We start from the raw sequence: 22,982 nt of genomic DNA, 5'->3' as shown, positions 1-22,982 counted from the left end.
ACGTGCTTGCGGAGGGTGCGGGCGGCACCGTTACGGCAGGGTCAATACCTCGGCGCCGGTGGCCGTGACGACAAGGGTGTGTTCGAACTGGGCGGTGCGCTTGCGGTCCTTGGTGACGACCGTCCAGTCGTCCGCCCACATGTCCCATTCGATCCGGCCCAGGGTCAGCATCGGTTCGATGGTAAACACCATGCCCTCCTCGATGACCGTGTTGTAGGCCGGAGCGGCGTCATAGTGCGGAATGATCAGCCCGGTGTGGAAGGCCTCACCCACGCCGTGGCCGGTGAAGTCGCGCACGACGCCGTAGCCGAACCGTTTCGCATAGGACTCGATGGTGCGGCCGATGACGTTGATTTGCCGGCCGGGGGCGACGGCGCGGATGGCCCGGGCCAGGGATTCCTGCGTCCGCTCCACGAGCAGGCGCGATTCCTCGTCCACCTCGCCCACCGTGAACGTCCAGTTCGTGTCCCCGTGCACGCCGTTCTTGTAGGCGGTGATGTCGATGTTGATGATGTCACCGTCCTGGACCACCGTGGAGTCCGGGATGCCGTGGCAGATAACCTCGTTCAGCGAGGAGCACAATGACTTGGGGAAGCCGCGATAGCCCAGGGTGGACGGGTACGCCTGGTGGTCCAGCAGGAACTCATGGCCGACCCGATCCAGCTCGTCCGTGGTGACGCCGGGGCGGATGTGCTTGCCGACCTCCACAATGGCCTGGGCGGCGATCTTGGCGGAGATGCGGATCTTCTCCAGCGTCTCGGCGTCCTTCACCTCGGAGCCCTTGAACGGGGCCGGACCGGACCTGCCCACATATTCGGGGCGCGGAATGCTGGCGGGAACGGGAAGCTGGGGGCTGATGGTGCCGGGGACCAGTGTTCCAATGGGGGCTGTGGTTGCGGGGGAAGACATAGAAACATCCTATAAGCAATGCATTTGCGTTGGCTGAATGCGGTGGATGGTCAGAACCGGCGGGGAAAAATTCCAGGTGGTGGCCGCTGCGCACGCCAAGTGTCGCCGGGTCCGCCTATGATGGCACCACGGCGTCGTCGGCGTGGGTTGTTGATGGGAAGTCGAGGGAGGAACCATGGTCCAGTATTGGTACAACGTGAGGACCCACCAGGTCGAGGAAGGCCCGCAGTCGGACTGGCGGCAGCTGCTGGGCCCATATGAAACCCGGGCGGATGCCGAGCAGGCCCTCGCCCAGGTGCAGCGGAACAACGAGGCCACCGATTCCTTCGACGAGGACTGAGCAGGCCCCTGGAAGGTGCTCCCTAGAAGGTGTGCTCCGGGCCGGGGAAGACGCCGGTGCGTACCTCGTCCCCGTACGCCTTGGCGGCGTCGGAGAGGACGGCGTGCAGATCGGCGTATTGCTTGACGAACCGGGCCATTTTCCCGGGCCGCAGCCCCGCCATGTCCTGCCAGACCAGGACCTGGCCCGTGGTGGCGTTGCCGGCGCCGATGCCGATGGTCGGAACGGCCACGGCCGCGTCCACGGCGGCCGCGGTCGCCGCCGGGACCATTTCCATCAGCACACAGAACGCGCCCGCCTCGGCCAGGGCAACGGCGTCGTCAATCAAGGCCTGCGAGGCTGCCCCGCGGCCCTGGACCCGGTACCCGCCCAGCAGGTGCTCGCTCTGCGGGGTGAAGCCAATGTGCGCCATGACGGGGATGCCGGCCTGGGTGAGCGCCCGGACGGTCGGGGCGTAGTAGGCGCCGCCCTCCATCTTCACGGCGTGCACCAGCCCCTCCTTCATGAGCCGCACGGAGGAGGCGATGGCCTGCTCGGGGGAGGCCTCGTAGCTGCCGAAGGGCAGGTCGGCGACCACCAGGGCGTGCTTGGCCCCGGCCGTCACCGCGCGGGAGAAGATGATCATCTCATCCAGCGTGATGGGCAGGGACGTCTCGTTGCCCAAAACGTTGTTGGACGCGGAATCGCCGATGAGCAGCACCTCGATCCCGGCCTCGTCAAAGATTTGGGCGGTGTATTGGTCATAGGCGGTGAGCATCGCAAACTTTTGCCCGTTGACCTTCGCGGCCTGCAGGTGGTGGGTGCGGACCCGGGCCGCCGTGGCCGGCGTCCCGCCGGGGTGGCCGGACGTGCCGGGCGCCCGGGTGGGACGCCCGTGCGGGTCGGCGGATCCGCTGCCGTAGGGGGCGGCCAGCTCGGCCGGCTCGGCGTCGGCGGGCGCGGGCGAATCGGGAGTGCTTGTTGGGGCCATGGAAAGAGCTTATTACGAGTCCCGCGACAAATGCGCAAATGACGGACGTAGTCCTTAGTAGAGTAAGGATTGCATGGCTCGGCAGGCGCCCCGCGGCGCCGGGGAGACGTTAATCTGTCGGAAACAAGCCGGTGACAGACTTGTGCCTGCCAACGCAAGGACCGCAGCTGTTGTACCAGCAGTGCCCGTGGGGCGGCGCTGGTAATTCGATGCCGGAAAGTCAAGGGAAACGAGGGCCGAAAGTGGACCGTCAGCAAGAGTTTGTATTGCGCACCATTGAAGAGCGCGATGTCCGGTTTGTCCGGCTGTGGTTTACGGACGTGGTGGGCAGCCTGAAGTCGGTCGCCTTGTCACCGGCGGAAGTGGAGGGCGCGTTCGAGGAGGGGCTCGGCTTCGACGGCTCCGCCATTGAGGGGCTGGCCCGCGTCTTCGAGTCCGACATGCTCGCCCAGCCCGACCCGGCCACCTTCCAGATCCTGCCGTGGCGGGGCACGACCGAGCAAACCTCGCGCATGTTTTGCGATATTCTCACCCCCGACGGCCAGCCGTCCACGGCGGATCCGCGCAACGTGCTCAAGCGCACCCTGGCGAAGGCGGCCGACATGGGGTTCACCTGCTACACGCACCCGGAGATCGAGTTTTACCTGCTCAAGTCCTCCGAGCCGGGCCCGGACGGCATCCCGGTCCCGGTGGATGCGGCCGGCTACTTTGACCACGTTCCGGGAGGGGTGGCCCAAGACTTCCGCCGCACCGCCGTGACCATGCTCGAGGACGTGGGAATTTCGGTGGAATTCAGCCACCACGAGGGCGGACCCGGCCAGAACGAGATCGACCTGCGCTACGCCGACGCCCTGCAGACGGCGGATAACATCATGACGTTTCGCACGGTCATCCGGGAGGTGGCCATCATGCAGGGCACCTACGCTACGTTCATGCCCAAGCCGTTCTCCGACCATCCCGGCTCGGGCATGCACACGCACTTTTCCTTGTTTGAGGGCGACACCAACGCCTTCCACGAGCCGGGGGCCGAATTCCAGCTGTCCAAGACGGCACGGCAGTTCATGGCGGGCATCTTGCACCACGCCCCGGAATTCACCGCCGTCACCAACCAGTTCGTGAACTCCTACAAGCGGCTGTGGGGCGGCGGCGAGGCGCCCAGCTACCTGTCCTGGGGTCACAACAACCGCTCGGCGCTGATGCGCGTCCCGCTGTACAAGCCGGGCAAGGGGCAGGCCGCCCGGCTGGAATACCGCGGCATCGACTCGGCCGCCAACCCGTACCTGGCCTACGCGGTCCTGCTTGGTGCCGGCCTGAAGGGCATCGAGGAAGGGTATGAGCTGCCGCCGGCCGCGGTGGAGGACATCGGGGCGTTGACCAGTGCCGAACGGCGCGCCCTGGGCCATGATCCGCTGCCGTCGAGCCTGCATGACGCGGTGCGCCAGATGGAGGAATCCGAGCTTATGCCCGAGATTCTCGGCGAGCAGGTCTTTGAGCACTTCCTGCGCAACAAGCGCGCCGAATGGCAGGAGTACCGGCTCCAGGTGACCCCCTACGAGATCAAGCGCTATCTGGAGGTGCTCTAACCCACTCCATGAGCTCCTTGACCCGCACCCTGATCACCCACGGCTTTTCCAAGCTGGCCGAAAGCGAAAGGTTCCTGGGCTTTTCGGAACTGGCCGACCTTGACCAGGGTGACCTGCTGGCCGCCCTGAAGGTCGCCAACGATCCCGATCTGGCCGTGCAGTCGCTCGTCCGGCTGCTGAGCGCCGTTCCGGGCGTTCATGACCGCCTGACGGTCCTGGACCCGGAGACCGGCGGCATGGTCTCCAACGAGGCGTTGTTCCGGCTGTTGGGGGCCTCGGAGGCGCTGGCGGAATTCCTGATCCGGCATCCGGAGCATATTGACGTGCTCGACGCCGTCCCCTCGCCCGAGCCCGCCGCCGCCGACGGCGCAGCGCTGCGGGCCTCGGTGATGGCGGCGGTGGGTGCGGACCCGGACTCGAGCACTCCCGTGGCGGCGCTGACCGGAACACAGGGGCGGGTCGCGCTGCGCACCCAGTACCGCCGGCACCTGACCGAGCTGGCCATCCGTGACCTGTGTGCCGCCTCGCCGCAGGACGTCATGCCGATGGTGGGTGCCGAGCTGGCCGACCTGGCCGCCGCCGCCCTGGATGCGGCACTGGCCGTGGCCCGGGCGGAGGTGGCCGAATCCCTGTCCGCCGAGGCCGTGGCCAGGGTGCGGCTGAGCGTCATCGGAATGGGCAAGTGCGGGGCAGGGGAGTTGAACTACGTTTCCGACGTCGACGTCATGTATGTCATCGCCGAGCACGACGGCCAGGCCCCGGCCGGTGCGCAGGCCTCCGGCGGCGGAGCGGATGCCGTCACCGTCGGCAATGCGCTGGCCGCCGCGATTTCGCAAACCATCTACGCCCCCGAACGGGAACCGGGCCTGTGGGAGGTTGATGCAAACCTGCGCCCCGAAGGCAAGGACGGGCCGCTCGTGCGCACGTTGGAGTCCTACTTGAGCTACTACGACCGGTGGGCGCAGAGCTGGGAGTTTCAGGCCCTGCTCAAGGCGCGCGCCATCGCCGGCGACCAGGAGCTGGGCGGGCGGTTTGAGCGGGCGGTCGCGCCGCTGATCTGGTCGTCCTCGGAGCGCGAGGGCTTTGTGGAGTCGGTCCAGGCCATGCGCCGGCGGGTGACGGTGAACATTCCCGACGCCGAGGCCGGCCGGCAGATCAAGCTGGGCAAGGGCGGGCTGCGCGACGTGGAGTTCACGGTGCAACTGCTGCAGTTGGTGCACGCGAAAAATGACGAATCGATCCGGGTCAAGGCCACCACGGCGGCCATCGCCGCGCTGATGCGCGCCGGGTACATCGGGCGCACGGACGCCGCCCATTTGGACGAGGCCTACCGGTACCTGCGCGTCCTGGAACACCGGATCCAGCTGGTGCGGATGCGCCGGACCCACCTGATGCCCGAATCCGACGCCGCGCTGCGCGCCCTGGCCCGCGCCGCGGCCGGTCCGCTGAGCCTCAAGCGGCCCGGCGCGCAGTCGCTGCTGGAGGATTGGGCCAAGGTCAAGCGCCAGGTCCGCACGCTGCACGAGAGGATCTTCTACCGGCCCATCCTGGTCACGGCCGCGCACCTGAGCGCGGAGGACGTGGCGCTCACCACGGACGCGGCACGGGCCAGGCTGGCCGCGCTGGGCTACCGGGACACGGCGGGGGCGCAGCGCCACATCGAGGCGCTGACCGCCGGCGTGAGCCGCCGCGCCGCGCTCCAGCGCCAGCTCCTGCCGGTGCTGCTGGGCTGGCTGGCCGACGGCGTCGACCCGGACGCCGGGCTGCTCGCCTTCCGCCGGGTGAGCGAGGCGCTGGGCACCTCGCACTGGTACCTGGGCATGCTGCGCGACCACCAGGCGGCCGCCGAACGGCTCTGCCACGTGCTCTCCAGCTCGCGGCTGGTGACGGACCTGCTGGTGGTCTCGCCCGAGGCCACGGCGTGGTTTGGCAACGACAAGGAACTCATCCCGCTGTCCTTTGAGGCGCAGTGGCAGGAGATCCAGTCCAAGATGTCCCGCCACCCCGAACCGGGGGACGCGATCCGCCTGATCCGCCTGATCCGCCAGCGCGAGATCCTGCGCATTGCCATCGCGGACTGTTCCGGGCTGCTGAGCCAGGACCAGGTCTCGGCGGCCCTCAGCGACGCCGACCGGGCCACCGTGTTGGGCGCGCTGCTGGTGGCCGAGGCCGACGTATATGCCGGTGAGCCCCCGCTGACAAGGGTGCTGGTGGTGGCGATGGGCCGGCAGGGCGGCCGCGAGATCGGCTACGGCTCCGATGCCGACGTCCTGTTTGTGCACCGGCCCGTCGAGGGAGACCCCGGTGCGGACGACGCCCCGGCCCAGCAGCAGGCCAAGGCCATTGTCGCCAAGCTCACGGCCATGCTCACCCAACCGGTCCGCCCGGCCATCCAGGCCGAACGGGTGCTCAGCGTGGACGCCGGCCTCCGCCCCGAGGGCAAGAACGGGCCCCTCGTGCGGTCCCTGGAGGCGTACCGGGAATACTACGCGCGGTGGTCCTCGCCGTGGGAGGCGCAGGCGCTGCTGCGGGCCCGGCCCCTGGCCGGCTGCGACGACCTGGCCGCCGACTTCATCGCCATGGTGGACCCGGTGCGCTATCCGGCGGTCGTTGCCGAGGCCGAGCTGCGCGAGATCAAGCGGATCAAGGCCCGCATGGAGTCCGAGCGGCTGCCGCGCGGGGCCGACCCCGCCCGGCACGTGAAACTCGGGCGCGGGGGCCTCAGCGACGTCGAATGGCTGGTCCAGCTGTGGCAGCTCCAGTACGGGCACGCCATCGCAGCCCTGCGCACCACCGCAACCCTGCCGGCACTTCATGCCGCCCGGGAGGCGGGGCTTGTGGGGGCCGACGACGCCGACCTCCTGGAGGCGGCGTGGCGGCTGGCCGGAAAGATCCGCAATGCCAACGTCATGTGGACCGGGAAGTCCTCGGACGTGCTCCCGTCGGCGCGTGGCGACCTGGAGGCGGTGGCCCGCTGGTGCGGCTACGAGCCCGGCCACGCGGCACTGTTCGAGGAGGACTACCTGGGGCTGACCCGGAGGGCGCGGGCCATTTTCGACCGGCTGTTTTACGGCTAACGTTGGTGACCCCGTACAGTTTTGCGGTGGCGACGTTGTGAGGCCGACCAACGCGGTGCGGCGTCGGTCCCACTATTGTTGAAGGACATGCCGAGGCCCGCCGCGGACTCCGCCCGGCCCGCGGAGCCCGCGCTCGAAGGGCCCTGCAGCGGCTCCCTTCGGGACTTGGAATGCCCATATTGCTGGGGACCTGAAACAGACTAGGGGTACTCGGCGGCGGTACACAATCCGGAGGGGCGCGAAAATGGACATGCAGGGGATTCTGGAGGAGATCGTCGACGCCGTTGCGCCGCTTCGGGGCCAGGGGTCCGTGGCGTCCTATATCCCCAGCCTGGGCGGGGTGTCGCCGGAGTCCTTTGGCATGTCGGTGGCCATGGCCGACGGGCCGGTCTACGGGGCGGGGGACTGGCGGACGCCGTTCTCCATCCAAAGCATTTCCAAGGTTTTCTCCCTTGCCCTGGTGATGTCCTACGACTACGACTCCATCTGGGCGCGCGTATTCCGCGAACCGTCCGGGACGCCGTTCAACTCCCTGCTCCAACTCGAGGCGGATCACGGAATTCCGCGAAATCCCTTCATCAACGCCGGAGCCATCGTGGTCACCGACCGCCTGCTCACCCTGACGGGCGACGCCGCCGGGTCGATTCGCGGACTGCTGCGCCGGGAGTCCGGCAACCCGGCCATCGACGTCGACTCCGCGGTGGCCGCCTCCGAAGCCGAGCACGGGCACCGCAATTCGGCCATGGCACACCTGCTGGCCAGCTACGGCAACCTGGAAAACCCGGTGGAGCGGGTCCTGGCGAACTACTTTGACCAGTGCGCCCTCGAGTTGACGTGCGAGGACTTGGCCACGGCGTCCCGGTTCCTGTCCCGGCACGGGGTCTCCTCCGGCGGCACGCCCTTCCTCACCCCCCACCAAAGCAAGCGCGTCAACGCCGTCATGCTCACGTGCGGCACCTACGATGCCGCCGGCGAGTTCGCCTACCGCGTGGGCCTGCCGGGCAAGAGCGGCGTGGGTGGCGGCATCGTGGCCATCGTCCCCGGCCGCTGTGCCATCACGGTGTGGGGCCCCGCCCTGGGCCCCAGCGGCAACTCCGTGGCCGGCATTGCGGCCCTGGACGAGTTCACCACCCGCACCGGCTGGTCGATCTTCTAGACGCGCGGCTGCGGACGCTGCACATGAACGCTGCCGGCGCACTTGAGCGCTGCCTACCGGCTCAGGCGCTGTTTCCCGACAGCGTTTGAGCGGGTAGGCAGCGCTTATGGCCGGGGCCACCGTTTGGTTGCACGGGCAGGCAGGCCGTGCACAAGAAATACGGGAAACGTTGAAGGGGCACCTCACCACCTGGCAACAGCGTGGTGAGGTGCCACTTCAGGGTGGCGGCTAGCAGCCGTAGTAGAGCTCGAACTCGTACGGGTTCGGGCGCAGCTGCAGCGGCTTGATCTCGTACTCGCGCTTGTAGTCGATCCACGTGTCGATCAAGTCCTGCGTGAAGACGCCGCCGGCCTGGAGGAACTCGTTGTCGTTCTCCAGGGCGATGAGGGCCTCCTCGAGGGACTCCGGGGCCTTGGGGATGTCCTTGGCCTCTTCCGGGGGGAGCTCGTACAGGTCCTTGTCGATCGGGGCGGGGGGTTCGATCCGGTTCTTGATGCCGTCCAGGCCGGCCATCAGCTGGGCCGAAAATGCCAGGTACGGGTTGGACGACGGGTCCGGGGCGCGGAACTCCAGGCGCTTGGCCTTGGGGTTGGAACCGGTGATCGGGATGCGGATGCCGGCGGAGCGGTTGCCCTGCGAGTACACCATGTTCACGGGAGCCTCGAAGCCCTTGACCAGGCGGCGGTAGGAGTTGACCGTCGGGTTGGTGAACGCCAGCACGGCGGAGGAGTGCTTGAGCAGGCCGCCGATGTACCAGCGGGCAAGGTCGGACAGGCCGGCATAGCCCTTCTCGTCGTAGAAGAGCGGGGTGCCGTTGCTCCACAGCGACTGGTGGCAGTGCATGCCCGAGCCGTTGTCGCCAAAGACGGGCTTGGGCATGAACGTGACGGACTTGCCCCAGGCCCAGGCGGCGTTCTTGATGACGTACTTGAACTTCTGGAGGTCATCGGCCGCGTGCACCAGCGTGTTGAACTTGTAGTTGATCTCCGCCTGGCCTGCGGCGCCCACCTCGTGGTGGGAGCGCTCAACCTCGAGGCCGGCGTTGTCCAACTCAACACACATGGAGTCGCGCAGATCGGCCTGGTGGTCAACCGGGGCCACGGGGAAGTAGCCGCCCTTGACCGGGGTCTTGTACCCGAGGTTGCCGCCCTCTTCCTTCCGGCCCGTGTTCCAGTTCGCCTCCTCGGAGTCGATCTTGTAGAAGGAGCCCTGTGGGGAGGACTCGTACTGGACGTTGTCAAAGACGAAGAATTCGGCCTCGGCGCCAAAGAAGGCGGTGTCGGCGATGCCGGTGGAGGCCAGGTAGGCCTCGGCCTTCTCGGCGACGCCGCGCGGGTCCCGGTGGTAGGGATCGCCCGTGCGGGGGTTCACGATGGAGAAGTTCAGCGCGAGCGTCTTTTCGATCCGGAACGTGTCAATGAACGCCGTCTTGGGATCCGGGATCAGCTGCATGTCCGATTCTGCGATGCCCTGGAAGCCGCGGATGGAGGAGCCGTCAAACAACTGGCCATTGACGAAGAAGTCCGCATCGACCGTCTTTGCGGGGACATTGAAGTGCTGCTGGACGCCGGGCAGGTCGGTGAATCGGATATCGACGAACTTTACATCTTCGTCCTTGATGAACTTGAGGACTTCGTCCGCGTTCTTGAACATCTATGCTCCTTGGCGCTATGGGGTTTCGGCCGGTTTTTACGGCCATGGGTGCATCAGCAACTGACACAAGGCTATGTCGACGCCATTACTCAAGGGTGTCGGAAATGTTTCCGGCACGTTACAACGGCCCCCAACCACCCCCGGGCGGTGGACATTTGTGGCGCACCGGTAGGCTTGAGTCGTGGTCAATCGTAAAGACATCGGGTCCTGGCTCAGCGGCCCGGACACATCCAATATATCCAAATACCCGGGCGAGCGTTTGGGCCTGCCCGAATCCGGGCGCGGTTCCATGGCCCGGGCGGGCCGGCGGATCCTGGCCATCTGCATCGACTGGGCCCTGTGCTACCTCATCGCCGCCGCCTTTTTCCAGGCCAATTCCACCGCCATCCTGGCCATTTTCGCCGTGGAGCAAATGGTGCTGGTGGGCACGCTGGGGTACAGCATCGGCCACCGGGTCATGGGCCTTGCGGTCCAACGGCTCGACGGCGGCACGCCCGGCCTGCTCGGGGGCGTCGTTCGCGCCGTGCTCTTGTGCCTGGTCATCCCGGCGATCATCGCCGACGCCGACCAGCGCGGCCTGCACGACAAGGCCATGGGAACGATCCTGGTGCGGCGCTAAGGCGCCGGGACGGCGCCGTGCCGTGCCGTGCCGTGCCGTACAGAAACCGAACAAGACGGGAAGGGCCCGGCGGGAATTCCCGCCGGGCCCTTCCCGTCATGACTGCCTCTAGCGGCCGCGCGCGGCCTTGTGGTCGGGGCGGGCCTTGAAGGGGTCGATGCCCTTGGGGATCGGCAGCTTGTTGCCCATCGAGGAGATGCGCTTGTTGACGGCGCTGACCTCAACCTTGGTCAACTCGCCCTTGAGCTTGTTCATGGTCTTGGTGACCTTGGCGATCGGCACCTGGCCCTCGCCGCGGCCGGTCTCGATGACAGTGACGGTGACATTGGGCAGGATGCGCGACAACCGGCGTCGTTCCGCATCAACCAGGCCCCTGACCCGGGTGGACGGGCCCTCGGTGATCAGCACCACGCCGGGCTTGCCGATGGCGCGGAACACCACGTCCTGGGTGCGCGGATTGACGGATGCGGGCTGCTCATCAAAGATCCAGCCCTTCTTCAGGGCGCTCAGCGCGGCCCCGGCCGCACCGGGCTTGCCCTCAATCTGGGCGTAGGCGGCGCGCTCGGCACGGCGGGACATGATCAGCAAGGCACCCAGCACACCCAGCGGCAGGCCCACCATCAGGCCCGTAATCCAGTTGTTGAACGCAAAGCCCAAGCCAAGGCAGAGCGCAATCGCGCCCAGGAACGCGCCCAGCATCAGCCACGTCACGTTCGGGTCGTGGCGGCGGGTCATCTTGTAGATGTCCACCATCTGCTTGAGACGGCCCGGCTTCTTGGCCTTCTTCGCCGCCCCGTCCTTGGGGCGGCGGGAGAACAATGAACGCTTGGGCTTGTCAGCGGCGGTGTGTGCGGAGTCAGGGGATTTGGCCATAGTACATCAATTCTAGCGGGTGTCGGGCGGGATGATCGTGCCGGGGGCCTACTGCGCCGCGATGAGCGAGGCGGCTTCCTGGCGGGTGTGCCCGGAATCCTCGATGCCCTCGGCAATGTGGGCGAGGTGTTCGGGGATGTCGCGGCCCTTCTTGCGCATGGCCGTCGCCCACAGGCGCCCCGCACGGTAGGAGGAGCGCACCAGCGGCCCGCTCATGACGCCCAGGAAACCGATTTCCTCCGCCTCCTGGGACAATTCCAAGAACTCCTGCGGCTTGACCCAGCGATCCACGGGCAGGTGGCGTTCGGTGGGGCGCAGGTACTGGGTGATCGTGATCAGGTCGGTGCCGGCGTCGTGCAGGTCCTTGAGGGCCTGGGAGACTTCCTCACGGGTCTCGCCCATGCCCAGGATCAGGTTGGACTTGGTGACCATGCCGGCATCGCGGCCCTGCGTGAGCACGTCGAGGGAGCGGTCGTAGCGGAAGGCGGGGCGGATGTGCTTGAAGATCCGCGGGACGGTCTCGACGTTGTGCGCGAACACCTCGGGGGCGGACTCGCAGATCGCCGAGATGTACTCTGGCTTGCCGGAAAAGTCCGGGATGAGCAGCTCGACGCCGGTGTTCGGGTTGAGTTCGTGGATCTTGCGCACCGTCTCGGCGTACAGCCACACGCCCTCGTCGGCGAGGTCGTCCCGGGTCACGCCGGTGACGGTCGCGTAGCGCAGGTTCATCTGCACCACGGACTGGGCCACCTTGGTGGGCTCGAACATGTCAATGGGGGAGGGCTTGCCGGTGTCGATCTGGCAGAAGTCGCAGCGGCGGGTGCAGGCGGAGCCGCCAATCAGGAACGTGGCCTCACGATCCTCCCAGCACTCGAAGATGTTCGGGCAGCCGGCTTCCTCGCATACGGTGTGCAGCCCCTGGCTCTTGACCAGGTTCTTCATGGCGATGTATTCGGTCCCCATCTCCACTTTGGCCTTCATCCAGTCGGGCTTGCGCTCTACGGGGACRGCGGCGTTCCGCTGTTCGATGCGCAGCATCTTGCGTCCCTCGGGTGCCAAAGTCACAGTGATGCTCCTTCTACCAGGCGCGGCGCGGCCGCGTCACCGGTTGTTGCTAGGTCGGGGTGAAAGTCCGTGATGATCGGGGTGAGCAGGCGGCGCGCCGCCTCCACGAGAACGGGGACCAAATCCGTGGGACCGACGTCTTTGCCGGTCTCGGCCGCGATCGAGGTGGTCCCGGCGTCCTGGATCCCGCACGCGATGATCTGCGCATAGGGGTTGAGGTCGTTGTTGGCATTGATGGCGATCCCGTGCATCGTCACGCCATCGTGGACACGGATGCCGATGGCCGCGACCTTGCGGTCCGGGCCTTTTTCGTCGGCCAGCAGCCAAATGCCGGCCCGGCCCTTGACCCGGACGCCGGCGACGCCGAACCGGCCCAGGGTCTCAATGATGATTTCCTCGAGCGTGGTGACGTACTCGCGAATGCCGTGGGCGTCCTTGAGCCGGACGATGGGGTAGACCACCAGCTGGCCGGGGCCGTGCCACGTCAGCTTGCCGCCGCGATCCACGGCCACCACGGGGGTGCCGTCGAAGGGACGTTCGTGATCTTCGGTGCGTTTGCCGGCCGTATAGACGGCGGCATGCTCAAGCAACAGCACGGTATTCCCCGACGTGCCGGCGACGACGGCGTCGTGCACTTGGCGTTGCTGATCCCATGCGCCGTTGTAGTCGACAAAATCCGGGGCAAATCCGACCTCTAGGAACTCAACACTCATGTAGCCACTTTAGAGGATGATGGAACTTCGCCTAAATCCGAAAAGCGCGCCGGCCTGTGGATAACTCCGGGCACCATACGCGAAAGTGGACTATCACTGGAGTATGGACGGTGACAGGGAATGCCGCCGGGGCGGGCAGCCACCCACCATCCCCGGCTACGACGTGGTGCGCTGGCTGGGCGCGGGCGCCACCGGCGAGGTGTGGCTGGTGGAGGCCCGCGACGGCGGGGCCCCGTTGGCGGCCAAGTGCGTCGGCCCGCGCCGGTCGCAGGTCCGGGCGGGCGGGGGCGCCGCGCACCGCGCCAACGAGAGCGAGATCACACGGGAATGGCGGGCGCTGTCCCAGCTCGGCCATGAGCACCTGGTGGCCGTCCATGACCTGGTGCCCCTGCCCGGGCCGGAGCCCGATTCGCCCGCGGACCCGTTTGCCGGCGGCCTGGCGCTCATCATGGACTACGCCGCCGGTGGTTCGGTGCAAGAAATTGTGGCCGCCCGCGGGCCGCTGTCCGTGGGGGAGGTCGTCACGGTGCTGACCCCGCTGGGCCAGGTGCTGTCCTTCCTGCACGGGCGCGGCGTGAGCCACGGGGATGTTTCCCCCGGCAATGTCCTGCTCACCGCACAGGGGAAACCGGTGCTGGCCGACCTTGGCCTGGGCCGGATCGTCGGCCAGCGGGACGACGGCGGCGGCACCCCCGGGTTCAGCTGCCGGCTGGATGCCGGCCCCGGCTCCGCCTCCGACGTCTATGCGATGGCGGCCGTGGGCTGGTACGCGCTGACCGGCTCGCCGCCGCCGGCCACCCGGGAACGGATGCCGCTGGGCATGTTCGTCCCCGGCGTCCCGGGCGAACTGACGGCGGCGTTGGAAGCCGGCCTGAATGAAAATGCGCTCGAGCGCCCGACGGCGGCCGAGCTCGCCCGGGCGGTCTTCCGCAGCGCCCCCGCCGAGCCCGTGGGACTGGCCCAGTCGGTGCATCCGAGCGTGATCCCGGAGCTGTTGACGCGGCGGGAGCTCCGCCCCAACCGCCGGCTGCGACGGTGGCGGCGGCGCCCGGGTGCCGTGGCCGTTGCCGCGGCCGTTGCCGCGGCAGTTGCCGTCGTGGCGGCGGGCGCGGTGGTAGGGGTGCGGTTCGCCGCCGGGCAGCCCGTGGAACCGCCCACGGGCACGCCCACGGTATCCGGCACTCCTGTTACCGGCACGCCCGGTACCGGCACGCCCGTGCCCGGGCGGGCGGGCCCGGCCTGGTCGACCCTGGGCGCGGTGGCCGCCAAGGTCCCGCCCGGCATCCGGGACTCCCTGCTGTCCCGGGATCCGGCGGCGGCGCTGGCGGCGCTGGCGTGGGTGCGCACCTATGCGCTCTCGAGCCGGGACCAGGTTCTCCTGGAGGCCGTGAACGCGGCCGGTTCCCCCGCCATGCAGGCGGACCGGACGATTGTCCGGGCGCTGGAGCGGGCCAACCACAGCTACACCGGATTGGAGACGACCGTTGCACCGGCCGCCGCCGCCGTGAAGTTGCTCGCGGCCGGCTCCGAGGAACCGGAGGCCACGGCCACCGTGGCCGCCACCGTCACCACCGGCCCCTTTGCGGAGCAGGACGCGGCCGGCGCGGTGGTGCGCGAATACGCCCGCGCCCAGCGGCAGGAACTGCGCTTCCTGCTGGTCAGGGTCAACTCCCGGTGGGTGATCCAGCAAGTGCTTCCCGCCGCCTGACTTGCCCCGCCCGCCGCCCCGGCACCGCGAATGTCGTGCGGCTGGCTTCGCCGGACAAACGGGGCGCTGTGGCTAAGATACGTAAATGACCTCCTCACGCTATTTTCGGTATCCACACGTGCACAATGATCTGGTCACATTCGTGGCGGAGGACGATGTTTGGGTGGCCCCGCTGGCCGGCGGCCGCGCCTGGCGCGTCTCGGCCCAGCAGTCCCCGCCACGGAACCCACGGTTCACCCCGGACGGGTCGGCCCTGGTGTGGACGGTCACCCGGGGCGAGGCCCCCGAGGTCGTGAGCGCACCCGTCGACGGCGGCGAGCTGACGCAGCTGACCCACTGGGGGCACGCCGGCACCAAGGTGAAGGGGTTCACCGCCGCCGGCGAGGTCCTGGTCACCAGCGCCTTCGAGGAACCGGACTCCCGGCTCACATGGGCCTACGCGCTCACCCTGGCGGACGGAGGACGCCGGCGCCTGCCCTACGGCCCGCTGGACAGCATCGCGTTCGGCCCGGAGGTGGGGGACGAGCGCCCCCTGGTCGTCTCCTCCGTGCTCTCCCGCGAACCCGCCGCCTGGAAGCGCTACCGCGGCGGGACCGCCGGCAAGCTGTGGATCGACGGCGACGGCTCCGGTGACTTCACCCGGCTGGCCCGCGAGCTGGACGGCAACCTGTGCGATCCGATGTGGGTGTCCGGGCGGATCGCATTCCTCTCCGACCACGAGGGCCACGGCAACCTGTACTCCGTGCTGCCGGACGGCACCGGGTTGCGCCGGCACACCGACTTTGAGGGCTTTTACGTGCGGCACGCCGCCACGGATGGTGCCCGGATCGTGTTTGAGTCCGCCGGCAACCTCTTTATGCTCGAGACCCTGGACTCCGAGGCCGTCCAATTGGACATCACACTGGGCTCCGTTTCCTCCCAGCGCCGGCCGCACCCCCTGAGGGTTGCCGAGCATCTCCATGAGGTGGCGCCGAACCGGGACGGCCGCGCCAGCGTGGTGGAATCCCACGGCACCGTCCACTGGCTGACCCACCAGGGCGGGCCGGCGCGTGTGGTGGCCGCCGACCCCGGCGTGCGGGCCCGGCTGGCCCGGCCGCTGGATGATCGGCACGTCTTCTACATCGCCGACGACGGCGGCGAGGAGGCCCTGTACATTCGGGCCATGTTTGAGCCGTCCCCGGCACCCGATGCCGCCGGCACGGCGCCCGGTTCCCCGGCCCCCGGCCAGCCCTCCGGAGCCGTTCCCGGCGGCGCGAGTGAGGCGGCGGCCGACGCGCCGGAGCCCGGCGAGGGCCAGCTGCCCCGGCCCGTCTCGGCGCAGGCCGTCAACGTCGAGACCTTCCACGTCACGGTTCCACCCGCCTCCGTTCCGCCCGCCTCCGGGGTGGACGAATCCGGGCCGGCGAGGCCCGCGGCGGGCCAGGCGGGCGGCGCCGCCGCCCCGGCCGACGGCACCACCGCCGAGGGCGCGGGAACCGGCACCTCAACCTCGCCCGAGCGTGCCCCCGGTGAGCCCGACGAGCGGCAGGTGCGCCGGCTGGAATTCCCCGCCCGCACCCGGGCGGCGGAGGCCGTGGCCAGCCCGGACGGCACCAGGATTGCCGTCGGCACCGAATTTGGCGAGGTGCTGCTGGTCGAGGTGAAAACGGGGGAGATGACGCTGCTGGCCCAAACCTCGGCCGGGGCGGTGGAGGAACTGGCCTTCAGCCACGACTCCGCGTGGCTGCTGTGGACCGAGCCGCTGGCCCCCGACGAGCAGCACTCGAAAATCCGGCTGGCCCGGGCCGGCGGCACGCCGGCCGACCAGGGGAGCGGCGCCGGCCGGCCGGACATCATCGACCTGACCGACGGCCGGTTCGCCGATTTCAGCGCGGACTTCACCCCCGACGGAAAATTCGTGGCCTTCCTCTCGCGGCGCAGCTTTGACCCGGTGTATGACACACATTCCTTTGACTTGAGCTTCCCGGTCTCCGCCAAGCCCTACCTGATCGCGCTGGCGGCCACCACGCCGTCGCCCTTCGGCCCCGAGCCGGACGGCGCGCCGCGGAAAAACGCAGACAATGGCACGGTCACGGACACTGCCACGGACCGGCCGCCGGCCCCCGTCGTGGTGGATCCGGAGGGACTGGCCGCGCGGATCATCGCCGTCCCGGTCGCGCAGGACCGCTACACGAGGTTGAGCGCCATTGACGGCGGGCTGCTCTGGCAGGTGGACGGGGCCGCCGGGGCCACCGGCGACGGCCTGGCCACGGTCACCGACAAGCCCGCCGCGGCCCGCCTGGACCGCTTCACGTTTGCCGACGCCAAGACCACGTGCATCGTGGAGGAACTCAGCGACTTCAGGGTCAGCGGCGACGGCAAGTGCATCGTGACCGTCCACGGCGAGCACGTCCGCCTGGTCCCGGTGGCGGCCACGCCGGCCGCGGCCCCGGAGGATGCCGGCGACCACACGGACATTGACCTTGAGAGGATCACCCTCAGGCTTGACCCCGTCAAGGTATGGGGCCAGGCCTTTGACGAGGCCTGGCGGCTGCAACGGGACTTCTACTACACCCCGGACATGGCCGGCACCGACTGGCCCGGCGTGCATGCGCGCTACCGGCCCATCGTGGAACGGCTCGGCAGCCACGACGACCTCGTGGACCTGCTCTGGGAAATGCACGGAGAACTGGGCACCTCCCACGCCTACGTGGACCCAGCACCGATTCTCGAGGACTGCGCCGGCGCGCAGGGCCACCTGGGCGCCACCTTCGAACACACGGCCGACGGCTGGATCATCGCCGGCATCCTGGCGGGGGAGTCCTCCGATCCCCAGGCGTTCTCCCCGCTTGAAGCACCCGGCGTCGCCGCCCGCCCCGGCGACGTTCTGGAGGCCATCAACGCCGTCCCCGTCCCGGCGGAGGGCCCGGAGGCACTGTTGGCCGGCACGGCGGGCAAGGTCGTGGAGCTGACCCTGCGCAGCCGGCCCGGCACCGCGGGGGAGATGCCCGCGCGGCGCAGGGTCGCCGTCGTGCCCCTGAAGAGCGAGGAACGGCTGCGCTACCAGCAGTGGGTGGCCGCCAACCGCGCCCTGGTGCGCAAGGCTTCCCATGGGGCGTTCGGCTACCTGCACATTCCGGACATGATGCCGCGCGGCTGGGCGCAGCTGCACCGCGACCTTGACACCGAGACCGCCGCGGACGCCCTGGTGGTGGATGTGCGGCGCAACCGCGGCGGCCACACCTCGCAGCTGGTGGCCGAGGTCATCAGCCGGCGCATGGACGCGTGGAGCGTCTCCCGCGGACACGGGCCGCAGATCTACCCGGCCCAGTCGCCGCGCGGCCCCGTGGTGATCCTCGCCGACGAGTTTGCCGGCTCCGACGGGGACATCATCACCGCCGTGGCCAAGCTGCGCGGGATCGGCCCGGTCATCGGCATGCGGACCTGGGGCGGGGTGGTCGGCATCGACGGCAGGTTCAAGCTCGCCGACGGCACGGGTGTGACCCAGCCGCGCTACGCCTTCTGGTTCCGCGACGGGCAGGGCTTCCACGTGGAAAACCACGGTGTGGACCCGGACATCACGGTCCCGTACGCGCCGCACGACTATGTGGCCGGCAACGATCCCCAGCTGGAGGCGGCCCTGGGGGTGCTGCTGGAGATGCAGCAGGAGATCCCCACGGTGCACGCACCGGAGCTGGACGGCTACCGCAGCGTCGCCCCGGCCAAGCTGCCGCCGCGCCCTTAAACACCTTCGGCCCGCACCGGAAGCGGGAGAATTCGCCGAGAGGCGGTTTCATCTGCTTCCGGTGCGGGCCGGGATGGCGCAACGGGACTACGCGTCGAGGGTCGCGTCCAGGGTGATCGCAACGCCCGCGAGGGCGGCCGAGACGGGGCAGCCGGCCTTGGCGCCTTCCGCGATGCGGGCGAATTCCTCCTGGCTCAGGCCCGGAATCCTGGCATGGAGCGTCAGGTGGCTGCCGGTGATGCCTTCGCCAGGCTGGAACGTGACGGCTGCCGAGGTGTTGACGTAGTCGGCGGCCTTGCCTTCCGCGCTGAGGGCGTGGCTGAACGCCATGGCGAAGCAGGCCGAGTGTGCGGCGGCGATCAGCTCTTCCGGGCTCGTCTTGCCCTCGGCAGCCTCGGTACGGGCCCGCCAGGAGACGTCGAAGGTGCCCAGTCCCGAGCTGTCCAGCGAAACCTGTCCGGCACCTGTCGGAAGGTCGCCGATCCAGCCGGCGTGGGCGTTGCGAGTCGTAGCCATGTGCACTCCTTGATTGATGATGATGTTTTCATAGGGTGGGAGGGGATGTCGCCGTGGCGGCGCCCCCTCCCACCCTATGCCGAACCGGCGCCGCGGGCGGGACTACGTGTGTGAGCTGCACTACACGGCCCGGACGTTCACGCTTTGTGGTGCCGGTGTTAGTTCCAGAGGGTCGCCACGCCAATGTTGACCAGCGCCATGCCGCCGACGGCGTGGGCCAGGCCGGTGGAAACGTCGCCGCCGGCCTTGGCCTTGCGGTAGCCGATGATGGCCGGGACGAGGACGGCGACGGCAATGACGAGCTTGACGGCGACCTTGGCGTGGTTCACCGGATCCGTCCCCGCCTCAGCGAGGCCCACCAGGGCCAGCCCGGTCACCAGCTGGGCGATCGCACCATAGAGCTGGACGGGCAGGACGGTTGGCTTCTTGAAGGTGGCGAACCAGCCGCCAACGATTGCCGCCGCCCCAAGGACGTGCAGGAAAACCAGGATGCTCGTAACAATAGTCATACCCGTAGTTTAGCGACAAAGTGTCAATAAACAACAATGGGTTGCCTTCCCGTGCGGAAGGCAACCCATTGACGCGGTGCTGGCGGAAACTACAGTCCGAGGTCGGCCTCGAACGCGCCCTCTTCGAGCCGGGCCTTCAAGGTCTGCAGGAAGCGGCCGGCGTCCGCGCCGTCCACCAGGCGGTGGTCGTACGTCAGGCACAGGTACATCATGTGGCGGATGGCGATGGTGTCATCGCCGTCGGCGTCGGCAACCACCATGGCGCGCTTGACGATCGCGCCGGTGCCCAGGATGGCCACGTTGGGCTGGTTGATGATCGGGGTGTCGAACAGCGCGCCCACCGAACCAATGTTCGTGATCGAGAACGTGCCGCCGGAGAGCTCGTCCGGTCCAATCTTGCCGCTGCGGGTGCGGGCGGCAACGTCGGCGATCCGTCCGGCGAGGCCGGCCAGGTTCAGGTCTCCGGCGTTGGAGATGACCGGGACCAGCAGGCCCTTGTCGGTGTCCACCGCGATCGCCAGGTGCTCGGCGTTGTGGTAGGTGATCTCCTGGGTTTCCTCGTTGTACTCGCCGTTGACCTTGGGGTGCTGCTTGAGCGCCTCCGTCACGGCCTTGGCAATGAACGGCAGGAACGTCAACTTGGTGCCGTTGGTGGCCTGGAAGGCTCCCTTGGCCTGGTTGCGCAGCTTCACGATGCGCGTCATGTCAACCTCGTGCACCTGCGTCAGCTGCGTGGAGAGGTCCAGTGATTCGCGCATGCGGCGGGCGATCACCTGGCGGATCCGGGGCGCCTTGACCGTGGTGCCGCGCAGGGAGGAAGGCACGACGGCGGCGGCTGCCCGCGCCGGAGTTCCGGCAGCAGCGCTGGCGGCCGGCGCTGTCGCGGCCTTCCGCGCCTCCGCGGCGGCCAGGACGTCCTGCTTGCGGACACGTCCGCCAACACCGGTGCCCGTGACGGCGGAGATGTCAACGCCCTGCTGGTTGGCAAGCTTGCGCACCAGCGGGGTGACGTAATTGGACTCGGCGCCGGTGGCTGGTACGGACGGTGCCTGCGCCGGGGCCGCGGGCGCGGGCGCGGCTGCCTTCGTCTCGACGGGCGCGGCCGCCTTCGTCTCTACGGGTGCGGCCGGGGCGGCCGGTGCGGCGGCCGGGGTTTCGACGGGCGCCGCCGGGGCGGCTGCCGGAGTCTCGGCCGGGGCGGCGGGTGCCGCCGGGGCGGCGGGGGCGCCGGAGCCGATCACGGCCAGGACCCCGCCCACTTCGGCGGTTTCGTCCTCGGGAACGCGGATCTCCAGCAAGGTGCCGGCCACGGGGGACGGGATCTCGGTGTCGACCTTGTCCGTGGAAACCTCCAGCAGGGGCTCATCCACGGCAACCGAGTCACCGACGGCCTTCAGCCAGCGGGTGACGGTTCCCTCGGTGACGCTTTCGCCCAGGGCGGGGAGCTTGACCTCAAAGGAATCGCCGGAGGCGGCAGGGGCCTCGGCGGCGGGAGCTGGCTCGGCGGCGGGTGCCTCGGCGGCGGGAGAAGCGGGCTCGGGTGCCGCGGCGGTCTCGGAGGGCGCCTGGGCGGTCTCGGCCGCGGGGGCTGCGGCGCCATCGCCGGAGCCAATGCGGGCCAGGGTGGCGCCGACTTCGGCGGTCTCGTCTTCGGCGACGAGAATCTCCTCAAGGATGCCGGCAAACGGCGACGGGATTTCGGTGTCGACCTTGTCGGTGGACACCTCCAGCAGGGGCTCGTCGACTTCCACTCGATCGCCGACCTGCTTGAGCCATCGCGTGACGGTACCTTCGGTGACGCTTTCACCCAAGGCGGGCAAGTTCACGGATTCAGACATTTCGTCCCCGTTCTCCTTTTTGTGCAGTGCATATCTGTGCACCAGACATGAAATTCATGAGTGTTAATAAAATAATGAGATGTTCATTTGAGCTTAGTGCACCCGGCGCGGGCGCCGGGTGCACTAAGGAGAGCGGTGCTAGCCGTGGAGCGGGCGGCCGGCCAGGGCCATGGCCGCCTCTCCCAGTGCCTCGTTTTGCGTGGGGTGGGCATGGATTAGGCCGGCCACATCCTCCGGATAGGCTTCCCAGTTCACGATCAACTGCGCCTCGCCGATCTGCTCACCCACACGGGTGCCGATCATGTGGACGCCGACCACGGGGCCGTCCTTTTCGCGGACGAACTTGATGATGCCCCCGGTGCCCAGGATGGCGCTCTTGCCGTTTCCGGCCAGGTTGTATTCGGTGCTTTCCACATTGGCGTCGCCGAATTTTTCCTTGGCCTGCTTTTCATTCAGGCCGACGGAGGCGATCTCGGGGTCGCAGAAGGTGACCTTGGGGACGTTGATGTCCTGGACCACGACCGGGTTCAGGCCCGCAATTTCCTCGGCCACGAAAATCCCCTGCTGGAAGCCGCGGTGGGCCAGCTGGACGCCGGGGACGATGTCGCCGACGGCGTAGATGTTGCCGACCCCGGTGTGGAGGCGCTCGTTGGTGATGACGAAGCCGCGGTCGATGGTGACGCCGGCTTCCTCAAATCCCAGCCCGGCGGTGGACGGTCCGCGGCCCACGGCGACGAGCATGAGGTCCGCCTCGAAGGTCTTGCCGTCGACCAGGGTGGCCTTCACGCCGTCGGCGCCCTGTTCCACGCCCTGGAAGAAGGTGCCGGTGTTGAACTTGATGCCGCGCTTGCGGAAGGTCCGCTCCAGGACCTTGATGATGGCGGCGTCCTCGTTGGGGACCAGTGACGGCAGGCCCTCCACGATGGTGACGTCCACGCCGAAGGACTTCCAGACGGAGGCAAATTCGACGCCGATGACGCCGCCGCCCAGGACGATCACGCTCTTGGGCAGGTAGTCCATGGTCAGGGCCTCGTCGGAGGTGATGACCTTGCCGCCGATTTCCAGGCCGGGCAGGCTGCGCGAGTAGGAGCCCGTGGCCAGCACGATGTTCTTGCCCGTGTAGTTCACCCCGTTGACCGTGACGGTGTTGGCGGCGGTGAGCTTGCCCTCGCCCTCGATGACGGTGATGCCCTTGCCCTTGATGAGCCCCTGCAGGCCCTTGTACTTGCCGGCGACGATGCCGTCCTTGTACGCATTGACGGCGTTCATGTCGATGCCCGTCAGCTCCACGTTGACACCAACCTTGGCGCCTTCGCGGGCATGGTCGGCAACCTCTGCGGCGTGCAGCAGGGCCTTGGTGGGGATGCAGCCGTTGTGCAGGCAGGTGCCGCCCAACTTGTTCTTCTCCACCAGTCCCACGGTCATTCCCAACTGGATGGACCGCAGGGCCGCGGCATACCCGCCGCTGCCGCCACCGAGAATCAGGATGTCGAATTCTTGTCCAGCTGCCTGTTCGGCCACTTAGACGCTCCCTCGCGTTCGGGTGGCGCGCGAATCCGCGCGCCATCTCATCAATTGTTCGCAGGACCGCGCCCCCTGAAGCGGGACGGCGCCTTCCTGCGTCAAGGACAAATACTTTCAGCATTCACCTTATAGGTCAGTTGTTCCATGCTCCACCAGCCGCCGGTCACAGTAAAGCCCATTGTGGTCATATTCACTATGGGAAAGA

The 22,982-nt window shown here is 68.4% G+C and carries 17 protein-coding genes; 7 read left to right on the top strand and 10 right to left on the bottom strand.

What is annotated here, in order from left to right; all coding sequences use genetic code 11:
- Positions 1–30: 30 nt before the first annotated feature.
- Positions 31–909: a type I methionyl aminopeptidase gene (gene map / locus AB4Y80_RS06885; protein ID WP_442213025.1), complete on the bottom strand. Its 879-nt coding sequence runs from the start codon at positions 907–909 to the stop codon at positions 31–33.
- A gap of 175 nt (positions 910–1,084) precedes the next feature.
- Between map and AB4Y80_RS06880 the strand changes: the two genes are divergently transcribed.
- Positions 1,085–1,249, top strand: coding sequence for an SPOR domain-containing protein (locus tag AB4Y80_RS06880; protein ID WP_442213023.1), 165 nt, complete (start codon positions 1,085–1,087; stop codon positions 1,247–1,249).
- Positions 1,250–1,271: 22 nt separating this feature from the next.
- Here AB4Y80_RS06880 and panB read toward each other — a convergent pair whose 3' ends face one another.
- Positions 1,272–2,219: a 3-methyl-2-oxobutanoate hydroxymethyltransferase gene (gene panB / locus AB4Y80_RS06875; RefSeq protein WP_442213021.1), complete on the bottom strand. Its 948-nt coding sequence runs from the start codon at positions 2,217–2,219 to the stop codon at positions 1,272–1,274.
- Between the two features lie 242 nt (positions 2,220–2,461).
- On the opposite strand from panB, the gene glnA (AB4Y80_RS06870) reads away from it, so the two are divergent.
- The 3 genes from glnA (AB4Y80_RS06870) to AB4Y80_RS06860 all read left to right on the top strand — a co-directional run bounded on the left by glnA (AB4Y80_RS06870) (position 2,462) and on the right by AB4Y80_RS06860 (position 8,035).
- A complete protein-coding gene (glnA, locus tag AB4Y80_RS06870; protein WP_442213019.1) occupies positions 2,462–3,802 on the top strand; it encodes a type I glutamate--ammonia ligase in 1,341 nt (446 codons plus the stop codon).
- Positions 3,803–3,810: 8 nt separating this feature from the next.
- The gene (locus tag AB4Y80_RS06865; protein ID WP_442213017.1) at positions 3,811–6,879 is read left to right on the top strand and encodes a bifunctional [glutamine synthetase] adenylyltransferase/[glutamine synthetase]-adenylyl-L-tyrosine phosphorylase; all 3,069 of its coding nucleotides are present in this window, start codon (positions 3,811–3,813) and stop codon (positions 6,877–6,879) included.
- Between the two features lie 244 nt (positions 6,880–7,123).
- A complete protein-coding gene (locus AB4Y80_RS06860; protein WP_442213014.1) occupies positions 7,124–8,035 on the top strand; it encodes a glutaminase in 912 nt (303 codons plus the stop codon).
- A 228-nt stretch (positions 8,036–8,263) separates the two neighbouring features.
- On the opposite strand, the gene glnA (AB4Y80_RS06855) is transcribed toward AB4Y80_RS06860, so the two are convergent.
- On the bottom strand, positions 8,264–9,688 hold the full coding sequence (gene glnA / locus AB4Y80_RS06855; protein ID WP_442213012.1) for a type I glutamate--ammonia ligase: 1,425 nt from the start codon (positions 9,686–9,688) through the stop codon (positions 8,264–8,266).
- A gap of 181 nt (positions 9,689–9,869) precedes the next feature.
- On the opposite strand from glnA (AB4Y80_RS06855), the gene AB4Y80_RS06850 reads away from it, so the two are divergent.
- On the top strand, positions 9,870–10,307 hold the full coding sequence (locus tag AB4Y80_RS06850) for an RDD family protein (RefSeq protein WP_442213010.1): 438 nt from the start codon (positions 9,870–9,872) through the stop codon (positions 10,305–10,307).
- A 108-nt stretch (positions 10,308–10,415) separates the two neighbouring features.
- Here AB4Y80_RS06850 and AB4Y80_RS06845 read toward each other — a convergent pair whose 3' ends face one another.
- The 3 genes from AB4Y80_RS06845 to lipB are packed head-to-tail and all read right to left on the bottom strand — an operon-like array spanning position 10,416 to position 12,958.
- Positions 10,416–11,180, bottom strand: coding sequence for a DUF4191 domain-containing protein (locus AB4Y80_RS06845; protein ID WP_442213008.1), 765 nt, complete (start codon positions 11,178–11,180; stop codon positions 10,416–10,418).
- Between the two features lie 48 nt (positions 11,181–11,228).
- The gene (gene lipA, locus AB4Y80_RS06840; RefSeq protein ID WP_442213005.1) at positions 11,229–12,245 is read right to left on the bottom strand and encodes a lipoyl synthase; all 1,017 of its coding nucleotides are present in this window, start codon (positions 12,243–12,245) and stop codon (positions 11,229–11,231) included.
- Positions 12,242–12,958, bottom strand: coding sequence for a lipoyl(octanoyl) transferase LipB (lipB, locus tag AB4Y80_RS06835; protein WP_442213003.1), 717 nt, complete (start codon positions 12,956–12,958; stop codon positions 12,242–12,244). Before lipB ends, lipA begins: the two co-directional genes overlap by 4 nt.
- A gap of 103 nt (positions 12,959–13,061) precedes the next feature.
- Here lipB and AB4Y80_RS06830 point away from each other — a divergent pair, with 103 nt between their 5' ends.
- Together AB4Y80_RS06830 and AB4Y80_RS06825 are read left to right on the top strand one after the other, a co-directional pair.
- Positions 13,062–14,666 carry a serine/threonine-protein kinase gene (locus AB4Y80_RS06830; protein ID WP_442213001.1) on the top strand — a complete coding sequence of 535 codons (1,605 nt, stop codon included), beginning with the start codon at positions 13,062–13,064 and terminating at the stop codon, positions 14,664–14,666.
- An 85-nt stretch (positions 14,667–14,751) separates the two neighbouring features.
- On the top strand, positions 14,752–18,390 hold the full coding sequence (locus AB4Y80_RS06825) for a S41 family peptidase (RefSeq protein ID WP_442212999.1): 3,639 nt from the start codon (positions 14,752–14,754) through the stop codon (positions 18,388–18,390).
- Between the two features lie 87 nt (positions 18,391–18,477).
- Here AB4Y80_RS06825 and AB4Y80_RS06820 read toward each other — a convergent pair whose 3' ends face one another.
- The 4 genes from AB4Y80_RS06820 to lpdA form a co-directional block, all read right to left on the bottom strand.
- On the bottom strand, positions 18,478–18,906 hold the full coding sequence (locus AB4Y80_RS06820) for an OsmC family peroxiredoxin (protein WP_442212997.1): 429 nt from the start codon (positions 18,904–18,906) through the stop codon (positions 18,478–18,480).
- A gap of 158 nt (positions 18,907–19,064) precedes the next feature.
- The gene (locus tag AB4Y80_RS06815) at positions 19,065–19,415 is read right to left on the bottom strand and encodes a hypothetical protein (RefSeq protein WP_442212995.1); all 351 of its coding nucleotides are present in this window, start codon (positions 19,413–19,415) and stop codon (positions 19,065–19,067) included.
- 89 nt (positions 19,416–19,504) lie between these two features.
- Positions 19,505–21,253: a 2-oxoglutarate dehydrogenase, E2 component, dihydrolipoamide succinyltransferase gene (gene sucB / locus AB4Y80_RS06810; protein WP_442212993.1), complete on the bottom strand. Its 1,749-nt coding sequence runs from the start codon at positions 21,251–21,253 to the stop codon at positions 19,505–19,507.
- Between the two features lie 138 nt (positions 21,254–21,391).
- Positions 21,392–22,774 (bottom strand): dihydrolipoyl dehydrogenase, encoded by a 1,383-nt coding sequence (lpdA, locus tag AB4Y80_RS06805; protein ID WP_442212991.1) that lies wholly within the window; start codon positions 22,772–22,774, stop codon positions 21,392–21,394.
- Positions 22,775–22,982 lie beyond the last annotated feature (208 nt).

The organism is Specibacter sp. RAF43, from assembly GCF_052114065.1.
Classification (GTDB): Bacteria; Actinomycetota; Actinomycetes; order Actinomycetales; family Micrococcaceae; genus Specibacter.
The sequence above is the reverse complement of the archived record's forward strand: the minus strand, read 5'-3'. Positions and strand labels throughout refer to the sequence as shown.